This window comes from Polaribacter sp. PL03 (assembly GCF_033875165.1).
In the GTDB taxonomy this organism is placed as follows: Bacteria; Bacteroidota; Bacteroidia; order Flavobacteriales; family Flavobacteriaceae; genus Polaribacter.
Window position 1 is genome coordinate 341,084 of sequence record NZ_JAWZSV010000001.1, and the last position, 14,819, is coordinate 355,902.

15 protein-coding genes and 1 pseudogene are annotated in these 14,819 nt (G+C 29.1%); 5 read left to right on the plus strand and 11 right to left on the minus strand.

Annotated elements, in window-relative coordinates; genetic code table 11:
- Window positions 1-71 precede the first annotated feature (71 nt).
- Both SHK09_RS01425 and SHK09_RS01430 read right to left on the minus strand, forming a co-directional pair.
- Complete coding sequence (locus SHK09_RS01425; RefSeq protein ID WP_319808985.1) at window positions 72-551, minus strand: hypothetical protein; 480 nt, start codon at window positions 549-551, stop codon at window positions 72-74.
- A gap of 108 nt (window positions 552-659) precedes the next feature.
- A complete protein-coding gene (locus tag SHK09_RS01430; RefSeq protein WP_319808986.1) occupies window positions 660-995 on the minus strand; it encodes a single-stranded DNA-binding protein in 336 nt (111 codons plus the stop codon).
- 176 nt (window positions 996-1,171) lie between these two features.
- On the opposite strand from SHK09_RS01430, the gene SHK09_RS01435 reads away from it, so the two are divergent.
- Window positions 1,172-1,525, plus strand: coding sequence for a hypothetical protein (locus SHK09_RS01435; protein WP_319809335.1), 354 nt, complete (start codon window positions 1,172-1,174; stop codon window positions 1,523-1,525).
- Here the strand turns inward: SHK09_RS01435 and SHK09_RS01440 are convergent, their stop codons facing one another.
- Window positions 1,526-1,993: a CBS domain-containing protein gene (locus SHK09_RS01440; RefSeq protein ID WP_319808987.1), complete on the minus strand. Its 468-nt coding sequence runs from the start codon at window positions 1,991-1,993 to the stop codon at window positions 1,526-1,528.
- Between the two features lie 106 nt (window positions 1,994-2,099).
- Here SHK09_RS01440 and SHK09_RS01445 point away from each other — a divergent pair, with 106 nt between their 5' ends.
- Window positions 2,100-4,400 (plus strand): M28 family peptidase, encoded by a 2,301-nt coding sequence (locus tag SHK09_RS01445; protein ID WP_319808988.1) that lies wholly within the window; start codon window positions 2,100-2,102, stop codon window positions 4,398-4,400.
- A 218-nt stretch (window positions 4,401-4,618) separates the two neighbouring features.
- On the opposite strand, the gene pyk is transcribed toward SHK09_RS01445, so the two are convergent.
- The 5 genes from pyk to SHK09_RS01470 form a co-directional block, all read right to left on the minus strand.
- Window positions 4,619-6,046: a pyruvate kinase gene (gene pyk / locus SHK09_RS01450; protein ID WP_319808989.1), complete on the minus strand. Its 1,428-nt coding sequence runs from the start codon at window positions 6,044-6,046 to the stop codon at window positions 4,619-4,621.
- Between the two features lies 1 nt (window position 6,047).
- On the minus strand, window positions 6,048-6,518 hold the full coding sequence (locus SHK09_RS01455; protein WP_319808990.1) for an IPExxxVDY family protein: 471 nt from the start codon (window positions 6,516-6,518) through the stop codon (window positions 6,048-6,050).
- A gap of 90 nt (window positions 6,519-6,608) precedes the next feature.
- Entirely contained in the window at window positions 6,609-7,346 is a 738-nt protein-coding gene (gene rnc, locus SHK09_RS01460) for a ribonuclease III (RefSeq protein ID WP_319808991.1), read from the minus strand.
- A 3-nt stretch (window positions 7,347-7,349) separates the two neighbouring features.
- Window positions 7,350-8,603 carry a beta-ketoacyl-ACP synthase II gene (gene fabF, locus SHK09_RS01465; protein ID WP_319808992.1) on the minus strand — a complete coding sequence of 418 codons (1,254 nt, stop codon included), beginning with the start codon at window positions 8,601-8,603 and terminating at the stop codon, window positions 7,350-7,352.
- 12 nt (window positions 8,604-8,615) lie between these two features.
- The gene (locus SHK09_RS01470) at window positions 8,616-8,852 is read right to left on the minus strand and encodes an acyl carrier protein (RefSeq protein WP_004569249.1); all 237 of its coding nucleotides are present in this window, start codon (window positions 8,850-8,852) and stop codon (window positions 8,616-8,618) included.
- Window positions 8,853-9,021: 169 nt separating this feature from the next.
- Between SHK09_RS01470 and SHK09_RS01475 the strand changes: the two genes are divergently transcribed.
- The 3 genes from SHK09_RS01475 (at window position 9,022) to SHK09_RS01485 (ending at window position 10,701) form a co-directional block, all read left to right on the plus strand.
- Window positions 9,022-9,594, plus strand: a complete 573-nt coding sequence (locus tag SHK09_RS01475) for a phosphoribosylglycinamide formyltransferase (RefSeq protein ID WP_319808993.1) — start codon at window positions 9,022-9,024, stop codon at window positions 9,592-9,594.
- Window positions 9,587-10,222: a ribonuclease H family protein gene (locus tag SHK09_RS01480; RefSeq protein WP_319808994.1), complete on the plus strand. Its 636-nt coding sequence runs from the start codon at window positions 9,587-9,589 to the stop codon at window positions 10,220-10,222. The genes SHK09_RS01475 and SHK09_RS01480 overlap by 8 nt, the downstream gene beginning before the upstream one ends.
- 245 nt (window positions 10,223-10,467) lie before the next feature.
- Window positions 10,468-10,701 carry a helix-turn-helix transcriptional regulator gene (locus tag SHK09_RS01485; protein ID WP_319808995.1) on the plus strand — a complete coding sequence of 78 codons (234 nt, stop codon included), beginning with the start codon at window positions 10,468-10,470 and terminating at the stop codon, window positions 10,699-10,701.
- 121 nt (window positions 10,702-10,822) lie between these two features.
- On the opposite strand, the gene SHK09_RS01490 is transcribed toward SHK09_RS01485, so the two are convergent.
- From SHK09_RS01490 to SHK09_RS01500, 3 genes and pseudogenes are all read right to left on the minus strand, one after another.
- Window positions 10,823-13,495, minus strand: coding sequence for a carboxypeptidase-like regulatory domain-containing protein (locus SHK09_RS01490; protein WP_319808996.1), 2,673 nt, complete (start codon window positions 13,493-13,495; stop codon window positions 10,823-10,825).
- Between the two features lie 124 nt (window positions 13,496-13,619).
- A complete protein-coding gene (locus SHK09_RS01495; RefSeq protein ID WP_319808997.1) occupies window positions 13,620-14,342 on the minus strand; it encodes a GLPGLI family protein in 723 nt (240 codons plus the stop codon).
- Between the two features lie 38 nt (window positions 14,343-14,380).
- A pseudogene (locus SHK09_RS01500) lies at window positions 14,381-14,806 on the minus strand (GLPGLI family protein); the annotation flags it as partial.
- Window positions 14,807-14,819 lie beyond the last annotated feature (13 nt).

The window sequence follows — 14,819 nt, forward strand, 5'->3', positions numbered from 1 at the left end:
ATTCAAATTACGTGCCAAAAATAAAACCGTTAATAAATTAACGGTTTATGTACTAATATTTAGATGTTTACTTACTTTCTATTTGCAGAAGGAAAGGCTATAGATTGTACCTTATTTATATTTTCTAACTTATAAAAAAGCGTTTTATCTCCTTTTTTATAACTAACAATTGCTTCGTTATCTTTTAATTCGAAAGGAAACTTCTTTATATTAGGAAGTGTATTTTGTAACTCTTTAGTAGCATCTACATCTAAAACCAAATCTCTGTTCTTTCTTTTAGATGTTGAAAAGTGACCTATTAATTGCACTACATTCTCTAATTTACTAACCTCTACTTTTGTTATTTTATTTTGAAAATATAAAGAATCGAAAGCAATAGCATCTGCAGCTAATAAATGAATTTCTAACTTGGTACCGGTAACTCCTGGTTGGCCACCAACCCAATTATTGTAGAAAGCTTTTTCTACTTTAAATGGTGGGTTTTTAACTAATGAATTACTTCCACATTGAGAAAAACCAAATAAAATTGTTAAGATTGATAAAATTTTCATGCTTTTCATTTTCTAATGTTTCTGTAAGTTAATTCAAATGATGTGCCAAGGTAAAATAAAATCTACTTAATTAAGCAGATTTTATTCCTTTTCAAAACAACATTCTTTTTATTTACTTCCTAAAAGCAACAACTCGTTCACTAAAATCTCTGTAACATATCTTTTTTCACCTTCTTTAGTATCATAAGATCTGTTAGTAAGTTTACCTTCTACAGCAATTTCTTGCCCTTTATTTACATAGTTTTCTACAACATTTACCAATCCGCCAGTGATAACAATGTTATGCCAATAAGCACGCTCTACTTTGTTACCTTCCTTGTCCTTATAACTATCATCTGTTGCCATAGAAAATTTAGCCATTTTATTACCGTCTTTAAATGTTACTATTTCTGGCTCTTGACCTAATCTACCAATTAACTGTACTTTGTTTCTTAACGTATTCATAAGATAAGTTTTTTAACACTTTTATTTTAAGTGTAGTTTATAATTTGTTTTGTCAATTCGTTTGACGCTGCAAAGTTGCGACACAAAAAGAGTTTTATTCGGTTAGAAAACAATTACTTTCGGTTGTAATTATTTGTAGTCGTTTGTAAACGGATAATTTTACCTATATTTACATGATGGAAACAAGGGAATGTTTAGAGTGTAAAGAACCTGTAAAAGGTAGAGTAGATAAGAAATTCTGTTCAGATTATTGTAGAAACGCACACAATAATAGTGTAAATAAAGACAGTAAAAATCTTATTAGAAATATAAATAACCGTCTTAGAAAAAATTACAAAATTTTATCTGAGTTAAACGTTTCTGGTAAAACAAAAGTAACAAGAACTAAATTATATGATAAAGGTTTCGATTTTCAGTTCTTTACCTCTATCTATAAAACAAAAACAGGCAACACCTATTTTTACATTTATAATGAAGGTTATTTAGGTTTAGAAAATGATACTTTTTTATTAATTAGAAAAGAGAAATAACTACTTCCAAGTATTTCCTTCTACTTTAATAGCAGCTTTTAAAACATCTTTCTGACTTAATTGCCCTATTAATTTTCCGTTTTCTATTACAGGAAATCTTCTTCTGTGAGATGAAATAAATTTAAAAGCAGCATCAAAAATATTCATATTCTTGTCTATTGTATCTACATCTTTAACCATATACTTCCCCACAGTATTATTGGTGTCTGCGGGCATATTATAATATTTACTTTCAGAAATATGCTTAATACAGTCGGTTTCAGAAATAATACCAATTAATTCATTTTTATCATTAATAACAGGTCCTCCAGAAATTTTATACGTTATTAATTGTTCTATTACATGGTCTAAAGAATCCTCTGCTTTAAAAGTTATTAAGTTTGTAGTCATATAATCTGCTACTAAAATTTGTGCATCTTCTTTTGTTTGATTGGTTTCTCTTTTTCCTTGAAAGCTCTTAATGCCCATATTATTAGTAGTTTAGTTCGCAAGGAAGTTAGTAAATTTTCTGAAACATTACACTTTTCATTGAAGTTTTTTTTATTTCATACATTTATAAAAATATATTTTTCACATGAAAAGATTTTCTACTATTGTTTCTACCCTTATAATTTTAGGAGTAATTTATTGGAGTTTTGCAGATTTAAAACCGTCTTTACCTAAAGATACAACTACAAAGACAGAAACAGCGTTTTCTCTAGACAATGCACTACATCATTTAAAAAATATTAGTAAAGAAGCACATTTTGTAGGTTCTACCGAACATAAAAAAGTTCAGAATTACATTGTAACAGAATTGCAAAAAATGGGTTTTGAAACGGAAATTCAAACACAAACAGCTATTAATAAAAAATGGTATGCTGCTACTACTACAGAAAATATAATAGCAAAATTAAAAGGTGTTGGTTCAGAAAAAGCGCTAATGCTATTAACACATTATGATTCGAACCCACATTCTTCTCTAGGAGCAAGTGACGCTGGTTCTGGCGTAGTTACAATTTTAGAAGGTTTAAGAGCTTTTATAGCTAAAAATGAAACACAAAAAAATGATATTATTATTCTAATCTCAGATGCCGAAGAATTAGGTTTATTGGGTGCGCAAGCTTTTGTAGATACACATCCTTGGACAAAAGATATTGGTTTAGTTTTAAATTTTGAAGCTCGAGGAAGTGGCGGCCCAAGTTATATGTTAATGGAAACCAATGGAAAAAATAGTAAATTATTGTCTGAGTTTTTAGCAACAAAGCCAAATTTTCCTGCAACAAACTCTTTAATGTATTCCATCTATAAAAAATTACCTAACGACACCGATTTAACTGTTTTTAGAGAAAGTGCAGATATTAATGGCTTTAACTTTGCTTTTATTGGCGATCATTTCGATTACCATACAGCACAAGATTCTTATGAACGTTTAGATAGAGAAACTCTTTTGCAACAAGCAGATTATTTTACGACTTCTGTAAATTACTTTTCAAATTCTGACTTAACAGATTTAAAATCTGATGAAGATTTTGTGTACGTAAATTTCCCGTTTATAAAATTAGCAACTTACCCTTTTTCTTGGGTTTTAACAATGGTAATTATCTGCGGAGTTGTTTTTATTATCTTGTTATTTTTTGGTTTTTCTTTAAATAAGATAGATGTAAAAGGTGTCTTAAAAGGTTTTGTACCGTTTTTAAGTTCTTTACTTTTATGCGGTGGTATTTCTTTTGGTTTGTGGCAATTATTATTAATTATTCATCCGCATTATAATGATATGTTACATGGCTTTACCTACAATGGCTATCAATATATTTTAGCTTTTGTATTCTTAAACCTATGGTTGCTTTTTACTGTTTATAAACCAACTTCTAAAGAAATTAAAACAACTAATTTATTAATTGCACCCATCTTCTTTTGGTTGGTTATCAATTTTATGATTAGTAGTTTTTTAAAAGGCGCTGGTTTTTTTATAATTCCTGTAATTTGTGCTCTTTTAATTTTAGCAATTGCTATTTTCTTAAATCTAGAAGAAAAATCTAAACGTATATTATTTACTATTTTATCGATACCAACCATTTATATTTTTGCGCCTTTAGTAAAATTGTTTCCTGTTGGGTTGGGTTTAAAAATTCTATTTGTTAGCGCTATTTTTATAGTTTTAATCTTCGGATTGATGATTTTATCTTTTCATCAAAAAAAATCTTTTTGGACACAGAAATTAGCAGGATTATTAACAATTTTATTTTTTGGAATTGCATCTTATAATAGCGGGTTTTCGGTAGACAATAAAAAACCAAACAGTATTGTATATATTGAAAATTCTGATACAAAAACAGCCCATTTTGGAACTTACAACAATACATTAGATAGTTATACTAAACAAATTTTTAATGGTGATTTTACCAAAGGAGGAATTGAAAATGCAGAAACAAAAAGTAAATACAATACACGTTTTAAAGCTTCTAAAAAAACAGCATTTAGAAATATAGAAAATGCTGCTATAATTACAGAATTAGATACTGTAATTGGTAAAAAACGTTTTTTAGAGTTAACAATAGTTCCAAAAAGAAAAATTAATAAATTAGAATTTATTACTAGAAATGAGTTATTGTTACGCCAGTTTAAAGTAAACGATGTTTTAGTAAATGAGGGGAAAAAATATGGTGTAAGAAATGGTACTTTTTTGGTGTATCATTTAGGTAATAAAGATAAAGAAGTTACCCTTTCTTTTACCGTAGATGCGCTGCAAAAGTTAAACATTATTATTAATGAAATTTCTTACGATTTACTGTCTAATAAAAACTTTAACTTAAAACCAAGAACAGAAGAAATGATGCCAATGCCTTTTGTATCAAATGATGCTATTATTATTTCTAAAAAATTAAAACTTTAAAATAATAAATAGTAAACTTAATTTCTAGTAGTTAGAAAAGTGAATAGATTTGTTTAGCCCAGATTGAAACGGCATCCTTTTTACCTTTTTTGGTAAAAAGATATAGTGAAAAGCTGGAAATAGCTTCTAATAATAATAAAAAAACACCCTTCAATTTAAGGCATAAAAAAAGCATTCTAAAAATTAGAATGCTTTTTTAACTTATATTAAGTAATGTTTTAGTCTATTTCTGAAACTCTTAGTGTATTTACCATACCTTTTGCTTCAACTGGCATAGAGGTAAGGTTAATCATTAAATCTCCTGCTTTAACATATCCTTTTTCTTTAGATAGTTTGTTAATATCTACAACAGTGTCATCTGTACTTAAGTTTTTGTCGTAATAAAAAGCTTTAACACCCCAAAGTAAGTTTAGTTTTCCTAAAATTCTTCTTTCAGATGAGAATGCTAATATTGCAGATTGTGGTCTCCAAGCAGATATTTGAAAGGCTGTATAACCACTATTTGTTAAAGTAGAAATTGCAGTTGCCTCGATATCATTTGCCATTAAAGCAGCATGATGACAAACAGATTTTGTTATAAATCTGTTGGTTCTAATATGTGGTGCGTCATGTGGCACTTTAATCATTCTAGAGTTTTCTACAGCTTTAATAATTTCTGTCATTTTTTGAATAACTCTAATTGGGTGTTTTCCAACAGAAGTTTCTCCAGAAAGCATTACTGCATCTGCACCGTCCATAATAGAATTGGCAACATCATTAACCTCTGCTCTTGTTGGTACAGCATTGTCAATCATAGTTTCCATCATTTGAGTTGCAATAATTACAGGAATTCTTGCTCTCTTTGCACGTCTTACTAATTTCTTCTGAATTAATGGAACATCTTGCATAGGAATTTCTACTCCTAAATCTCCACGAGCAACCATTAAACCGTCGCAATAAGGTATTAATGAATCTATATTTTCTACCGCTTCTGGCTTTTCTATTTTTGCTATTACAGGAACTCTGTAATCTGAATGTTCGTCTATAAGATCGCGTAACATTCTTAAATCTTCTGGTGTTCTTACAAAAGAAAGCGCCATCCAATCTACATTTAAGCTTAATGCAAATATTGCATCTTCTTTATCTTTTGTAGTTAATGCTGGTAAAGAAATTGCTGTATTTGGTAAGTTTACTCCTTTTTTAGAATTTAAAGGTCCACCAACAATTATTTTTACTACTACTTCTTTGTCTTTGTCTGTAGAAACTACTTCGAAAAGTAATTTACCATCATCTACCATAATTTGCTCACCAACTTTTACGTCTTTAGGAAAACGTTGGTAAGTCATAAATGCTTTTTTATTAGTACCAATACATTTTTCTGTTGTAAATGTAAAAAGGTCTCCGTCATTTAAAACAACACCTTCTTCCATTACACCAACACGTAATTTTGGTCCTTGTAAATCTGCTAAAATGGCAACATTAAAACCATTTTCTTCGTTAATTTCTCTTATTGTTTTTACAGTCTTCTTAACATTTTCATATTCTGCATGTGAGAAATTAATTCTAAAAACATTTACACCTTCTTTGGCTAAATTTGTTAAAATTTCTTTAGAGTCTGTTGCTGGCCCTAAGGTTGCAACTATTTTAGTTTTTTTATAATCTATCATATTAAAATATTAAAAAGTCTTTCGACTTTAGTGTGTTTTTATCTATTGAATAAGAGGTTATAATCTGTTCAATATTTTTAATTTTATTTACTGTATTTGCAACGTATTCTAAACTTACTTCACCAGTTATTTTAATAAAGAAATCTACTTTTTTCTTTTCTGGTATTAGATATGTTTTTGTTTCTGTTGTTAACAGTAATTCGTTTGATTCTGTTTGGTTTTCTCTTTTAAAACTGTTGGCTATTAAAAACCAATCAAAGTCATATTTTTTACTCGAGAAATTATAGAGAGAAAATGAAGCATTATTTTTATCGCTATCAAATTCTAAATTTTTTTGAGATTTAGATAATTGCGTATTCAAGTTTTTATTTAACAGATACGCAAGTTTGTAGTCTTCTAATGCTGTATGAATACCTATTAACGAATATTCTTCGTCACAAAAATCGTCTAAACCTAAAGCATGAATTTGCATACATTATAAATTTACTCTCAGTATTTAATCTTGCTAAATTACTAATAGTTTATGAGTATTGTATGTTATTTTAACGAAAACGTTATCGCTTTAATCTAAAGAAATTTGATCTTGGAAAGCGAAATAGACTCTTTTTGAAGCTTGTTCTTCTGCTTTTTTCTTAGAAGTAGCTCTTCCTTTGGCAATCTGTTCGCCATCTATACTTATTTTAACACTAAAGTGTTTTACAGGGTCGTTACCTGAATCTTCATAAGTATCGAAGCTATATTTTTTCTTTTGTTTTTGACACCATTCGATAATTAAGCCTTTGTAACTTGTAATTTTACCTTCTAGCTTTTCGATATCTACATAAGGTACAATTACATTCTGATAAATAAATTTCTGACAAAAATTATATCCCTTATCTAGATAAATAGCACCAATTAAAGCTTCAAAAATATTACCATGAATATTATCGCCAACATTTGTTTGATCGATATTGCTTTTTACAAACCTAATTAAGTTTAGATCTTTACCTAACTCATTTAAATGTTCTCTACTAACAATTTTAGAGCGCATTTGCGTTAAATAACCTTCTGAACCTGTAGGAACTTTCTTATATAAATATGCGGCAATTACAGACCCTAAAATAGAATCTCCTAAAAACTCTAAACGTTCATAGTTTATAGGAATGCCATTTTTATCTACCTTTTGAATAGATCTGTGGGTAAATGCCTTTTTATATTTATTAATCTTTCTTGGTGAGAAGTTTAATAATTTTTTTAATTCGTTATGTAACTCTGTATCTTCCTTAGAGTGAGATTGAACTATTTTACGAATAAAATTCATAGACTATGCGTCTATTTTCTTAAATGCTACACATGCATTATGCCCTCCAAACCCAAAAGTATTACTCATAGCAACCTTAATATCTCTTTTCTGAGGCTTGTTTAAGGTTAAGTTTAATTCTGGATTAATGTTTTCATCATTTGTTTGATGATTAATTGTTGGTGGTACAATACCATGTTCCATTGCTAATATAGAAGCAATAGATTCTATAGCACCAGCTGCACCTAATAAGTGGCCAGTCATAGATTTTGTAGAATTTATATTGATATTCTTAGCATGATCTCCAAAAACAGCTGAAATTGCTTTCAGTTCTGCAACATCTCCAAGCGGAGTAGAAGTACCATGTGTATTAATATGATCTACATCTTCTGGCTTTATACCAGAGTTTTCTAAGCAGTTTTTCATCACAGCTATTACACCAATTCCTTCAGGATGTGGTGCAGTAATATGATAAGCATCAGAAGACATTCCTCCTCCAATTACCTCTGCATAGATTTTTGCGCCTCTTGCTTTGGCGTATTCGTATTCTTCTAAAACTAATGCTCCTGCGCCTTCTCCTAAAACAAAACCTTCTCTATTTGCGTCGAATGGTCTCGAAGCAGTTTCTGGGCTTTCGTTTCTAGATGATAATGCTTGCATAGAACTAAAACCACCTACACCTGCAATTGTAATTGCAGCTTCAGAACCTCCTGTAACAATAACATCACAATAACCTAAACGAATGTAGTTTAAAGCATCTATCATAGCATTTGCCGATGATGCACAAGCAGAAACAGTTGTATAGTTAGGTCCCATAAATCCGTTTTTAATAGAAATATGACCTGGTGCAATATCTGCAATCATTTTTGGAATGAAGAAAGGGTTAAATCTTGGATTTCCGTCTCCAGCAGCATAATTTAAAACTTCATTTTGAAAAGTTTCTAAACCACCAATTCCAGCTCCCCAAATAACTCCAACTCGCAATTTGTCTATCGTATCTAAATCTAATTTAGAATCTGCTATTGCTTCATCTGAAGCTACCATAGCATATTGCGTAAATCGATCCATCTTACGAGCTTCTTTCCTATTAATAAAATCTGTAGGATTAAAGTTCTTCAACTCACATGCGAAACGAGTTTTGAACTTGGAGGCATCAAAGTGCGTTATAGGCGCAGCTCCGCTAACTCCGTTAACTAAAGCGTTCCAATATTCTTCAATATTATTTCCTATGGGCGTTAATGCTCCAAGTCCAGTGACTACAACTCGTTTTAATTGCATATAATATAAATATTACTTTTTAGCTTCTTCTATATAACTAACTGCTTGTCCAACAGTTCCAATGTTTTCTGCTTGATCGTCTGGAATCTGAATATCAAATTCTTTTTCGAATTCCATGATTAACTCAACAGTATCTAAAGAATCTGCTCCTAAATCATTTGTGAAGCTAGCTTCTGTTGTTACTTCGTTATCGTCAACGCCTAATTTGTCTACGATAATCGCTTTTACTCTTGATGCAATGTCTGACATAATTTTTTATTTTAAATTTTAAATCGGGGCAAAAATACAAATCTTATTAATTATAACTAATGTTTGACCCTAAAATGATTATTAAAAGTAAATAAAATAATTTAATCTTTACCTAAAATAATCAGTTTGTTAATAATTATTCCTTTTTTTGTAGCTTAGAAAAATAGATATGAAGCGTATTGTTGTTTTTGCATCTGGTTCTGGTTCGAACGCAGAGAACATTATTAAGTTTTTTAATCACACTAAAACCGCTAAGGTTACTAATGTGCTATGTAGCAATGAACATGCCAAAGTTTTTGAAAGATGTAAAAACTTAGGCACCAATTGCTTATATTTTAATAAAAGCGATTTCTCTACGACAGATAAAATTTTAAATATCTTAAAAAACGAAGCAGATTTTATAATTCTAGCAGGTTTTTTATGGCGAATTCCAGAGAAAATTGTAGCTGCTTTTCCTAAAAAAATCATTAATATTCACCCTGCATTATTACCAAAATTTGGTGGAAAAGGCATGTATGGAATGAACGTTCATAAAGCGGTAAAAGAAAATAATGAAACAGAAACGGGCATAACAATTCACTATGTAAATGAAAATTATGACGAAGGAGCCATCATTTTTCAATCGAAAACAGCATTAAACGACCAAGATACTCCAGAAACAATCGCAGAAAAGATTCATTTATTAGAACAACATTACTTTCCTAAAGTAATAGAAGAAGTAATTTTAAGCACAAATGAGTAAAAAAAAGTTTTATGTAGTTTGGAACGGACGAAAAAAAGGAGTTTTCACTTCTTGGAAAGTCTGCAAGAAACAAATTGATGGTTTTGAAGGTGCACAATACAAATCTTTTGCAAATTTTAATGAAGCAGAAACCGCAGCGACCAAAAGGTATGAAGACTATGTAGGCCAAAATACTAAGAAACCAAAACTGTCTTCTTCTGAAAAAGCAGCGTGTGGCCAACCAAACTTAGAAAGTATTTCTGTAGATGCTGCATGCTCTGGAAACCCAGGAAAAATGGAATACAGAGGTGTTCTAACGCACAACAAGCAAGAGATATTTAGAAAAGGTCCTTACAAAAGAGGTACAAATAATATTGGTGAATTTTTAGCTTTAGTGCATGGTATTGCTCTTTTAAAAAGTAAAAACAAAGAAGATATTCCTATTTATTCAGACTCTAGAATTGCCATGAGCTGGATAAAACAAAAAAGATGTAAAACCAACATGCATTTCGATGCTTCTAATAAAGATCTTTTAGAGCTTATAAAAAGAGCAGAAAACTGGTTGAAGGAAAATACTTTTAAAAACCCCATCTTAAAATGGGAAACCAAAGCTTGGGGAGAAATTCCTGCAGATTTTGGGAGAAAATAACACTAATTATTCTTCGTTATTTTTTTACTAATTAATAGAAATCCTATTTTATTGTTAAAGACTTTTAATTCTAACCTAAAATAATTCTTTTTTAGGTTAAAATTAAAAGTGATTAAAAAACCCGATTTCGACTAGCTGAATTCAGGGATACCAAAAAAATACTGTTTTCAGGGAGTCGAAAACCGGTAATTAAATTGTTCTTATTTAGCCTATATTTGTTTTGAAGAAAATTTAATTGCTAAAAAATGAGAAAAAGTATAGACACACAAAGTGTAGATTATCAAATTAATAACGTTCTAAAACAGATTGTTTACCGAAGGAAGAGATTGGGGCTTACTCAGACTGAATTAGCTGAAAAGCTAGACATTACCTTAAGTGGTTACTACAAAATAGAAAAAGGAAAAACAAAACTAGATTTTAGACGCATGCTAGAAATTTCTGAAGTTTTAGATGTAGAGATAAACTATTTTTTAAAATAAAAAAGCAAGCTTTATTACCTGTTTAAATTATAAAACCCCAAAACATTGTCTGTTTTGGGGTTTCATTTGTTAACAAAACGTTATTAAATAATTATCTAAAGATAATCTCACTGCTATATTATTACAAATTATACCCAATACTAAGCATTATAATTCTTGGTAAAATAAAAGTTTTAGAATCTGAAACTACATAATCTGAAAAACGATTGCTTTGTTTAAACTGAGTGTTAAACATATTTTGTGCAGATATTTTGTAAGACCAAGCAGAGTCTTCATTCTTGTAAGATAAAGTAGTGTTGGCAATTTCGTAGGTGTTTTTTTGACCCAAATCTTTATTTTCGTAAATACTTTTTCTATAATCGAAATTAAAAATAAAGCCGTCTAAAAAATCGTAATCTATGGTTACAAAAGGTTCTGTGGTAATAAATTTAGAAGTGTTTAAAGGCGATGTAAATTTCCCAATATCTCTACTAACACCAAATTCTATCGTTGGAAAATTATCAAACATAGTTTCAAAACCAACTTCGTAATTATAACTATTATTTTTATTGGTTTGTAGTTTGTTGTCTATTTCTTGTAAGTAACTACTGTTGTTAAAACCAACATCAAATTTATATTTTATGTTTTTTATACTTTTTTCTAAATGTACAGTTCCTCTTAAATCCTCCGACGGATTGCTAAATAATTTCGCCGTTAAAAACTGGTTGATTCTCTGTGCAGGATCTGCATTATTTACATCAAAAGCAACCGTATTTCTAACACCTTTTATTTGTTTGTTGTAATTTAAATTAGCAAACAGCATTAAACCTCTGTACAAACTAAAGCGACTATAATAAATTCTTGCTGCGTGGTATAAATTATTTTCAATTTCCTCATTTCCTTTAAAAACAGAATTATACGATTGTAAATAGAAACGATTGGCAAACCTACTAGCATCAGAAAAAGAAGTTTTTAAATTGTAATTAATGGTAATTTTTTTCGATTTATTAAACTCAATTTTTGCTAAGAAATCTGGTAAAACCACCCATTTGTTTTTTGTTGTTTGTGTTTGCTGATTTACTTGCCAATTATAATTATGTAAAAAAGCACCTTGTTTTAATGTAAAAATGCCTGTTCTAAACTTGTAATGCATTCCTGCAAACAAATCATTCAATTTAAAATTAAGATTGTTACCAAAACCACCAGAAGAAAAATTATTGATTGTTCCGTTATCTAGTTTTTGACTGTCATCCGTAGAAAAATCTTCATTTAAAAACTTATTACCAACTGTTGTATAAATATGATTGCTGTTATTGATTTCCCAAAAATGCTTAAAAACAACATCTATATTTTGCTCTTGAGTGTTTTTATCTTGTAAAATTCTTAGTAAATCTTGGTTATTATCCGTAGGAATTAAACCTTGTAAAATTGGGTTTTCGGTTTCCCAAAAAGCATTTTGATTGTTTTTATCTAAAACATAACTAAACACAGAAGAAAACGTATGGGTATCATTTTGTCTTTTATGCCATTCTATATTCTGATTGATGTACGTAGCTTTTAAACTTTTATCTGTTGTAATTAAATTTGAAGTAGCGTTTACTATAGAATTTAAACTATTATCAATAGTATTATTAGTTCTTTTTACTTGCGTTCTTACGTACCATTTTTCTTTAGAATTAGGTGTATACTCTAGGTTCAAATTCCCAATTCCTAATAAATTATCTGCAGTTGTTTTGTTAGTTCTTGCTTCTGTAAAAGTTGTATACTGGTTAAAATCTTCTTTAAAATTGGTGGTTTCTGTACCAGAAAAAATAGCAAATCCAGAAATGTCTAATTTAGAAGTTGCCGTTTTTGTTATGTTAAGTGCGCCAAACTTTTGTTTACTTTTTAATACATCATTGCTTTGCATAAACTGCGAAAAAGCGCCTCCTTTCCAATTAAAATTACCGCTAAAAATGGCATTTACACCACCAGAAAAACTCATATAATCTCTAAACGTAAATGTTTTTTCGCCAACATTATTTAAGTTTCCTATAAAATTTACGTTGGTTTTGGGCGAATAATAAAATAAATTAGCACTGGTTTTATAAAAATCTTCATTGCCTTTACCAACTTCTACATCACCAAAAAGAAACCGTTTTTTATCTTCTTTTAGTTTGATGTTCATTGCCATTTCATCAGAATCTGTAAGTCCTTTTAAAAAAGCAACTTCATTATAATTATCTATTACCTCTACATTACCTACTGCATTTGCAGGAATATTTTCTACGGCTAATTTAGAATTACCTCCAAAAAACTTTTTACCATCTACCAACATTTTGGTTACCTTTTTACCTTGTACAGTAACGGTTCCGTTTTTATCGACTTCTACACCTGGTAATTTTTTTAAAACATTTTTAAGTTTGCGCTCAGAACCATCTGTAAATTTGTCTGTTTTATACGTTGTGGTATCTCCTCTAACAGTTACTGGCATTTCGATAACAATTTCATCTAAACTTTCTGATGATTGTTGCAATACAAAATCTTTTTTAGTGTTTTTTAAAGCAATAAATTGATATTCTATAGGTTTGTAACCTAAATAAGAAATACTAATGTTAATAGTATCTCCTTTTTCTAAAAGCAACTTATAAAAACCGTCATTATCTGTTATTGCAAATTTTAGATTTTTAGAAACATCTTTAGGCTTTGCTATAACATTTGCATACGGCATTGGGTTTTGTAAACTATCTTTTACAGCTCCAGAAAGTGTTACTTTTTGGGCGAAAAATGAAATAGATACACCAAAAAAAAATACTAATAGACTTTTCTTTTTCATAAAAACTTTTATTGTTTTTTTTAAATCTTTCTAGAACGCTTCTCCTCTTTTTCTAGATTCTTCAGCTTTCATTTTTTTCCTGTTATAGGTTTTAAAATTATTTTTGTTGCTTTAATTTTTTTTACTAATTACCAAAAACACTTTTTTTAGCTTTCTTTATTTCTTTTACATACTCTTCGTAACTAACACGTTTACACCCTTTTAATTCTTCAACAATTATTTTTTCTTTTGGATTTAAAACTATTTTTTTTGCTTTAAAAATAATTTTCCCTATTTCTAATTCTAAAATTAAACCCGGTAAGCCATATTCTCCTTTTGGTCCAAAATTTATAGGAATTGAAGGGGTATACCATACAATAATTTTTCCTTTACTTCTTGTAGCTTTATAGCAAACATATCCGTTTATTTTTTTAGATTCTTGTGTTAACTCCCATTCTAAATAGTTATTAGTGTAAATGAAACAATCTCCTAATGTTTCGCAATTTTTAATCAAATAAGTTTTTGAAGTCTCGTTATAATAATATTCATTTGAACCACCAGCACTTGTTTTTAGAAATCTTTGACCTAAATTTTTAATATCTGGACTTAATTTATCTTCCACAATAAATAATCCTTTCCCAGATGAGAATGTCAATTTTGATTTTATTGCTTTAGTGTATAAATAAACTTTATCTAATGACTCTAGTACACTTTTTCTTTTAAGTTTTAATTTTTCTCTTTTATTTGTTAAATAATTATTTAATTCTTTCCTATTGATAGTTGACTCATAAATAACTTTACCACTTATGTTTTGCGAAAAAAACGAAGCTGTAATACAAAAGATTAAAATATTAATAATGAATTTCATAGAAGTAGTTTAATTATAGATTTCTTTTTCATAAAATTTTATTCTAACCTAAAACCACTTTTTTCATAAGCTTTAATAATTTTTTGTTTATAGTCAGCATACTTAATTTTTAGACCTTTTGTTGGTTTTTTTATAACGATATTCTCTTTTGGGTTTAATATTATTTTTGTAGCTAAAAACACAATTTGTCCTCTATTAACTTCAAGTACCAAACCTGGAAGTCCATTATATAATTTTGGACCAAATCTAATAGGTATTTCAGGCGTGTACCAAACAATGGTTTGTTTATTTTCTTCTAAATCTGATTTACCATCATTTTTAATAGCTTTGTAACACAGATATTTTCCAATTTTTTTTGTCTCATTTAATAATTTCCATTTAGAAAAATTATGAAAAATAAGGTACGTATTTTCTAGAACTTCAGAATCTTCTTGCACTAAAAGTTGTTTTTTATCTAAGTTTGTATAGTACTTATTA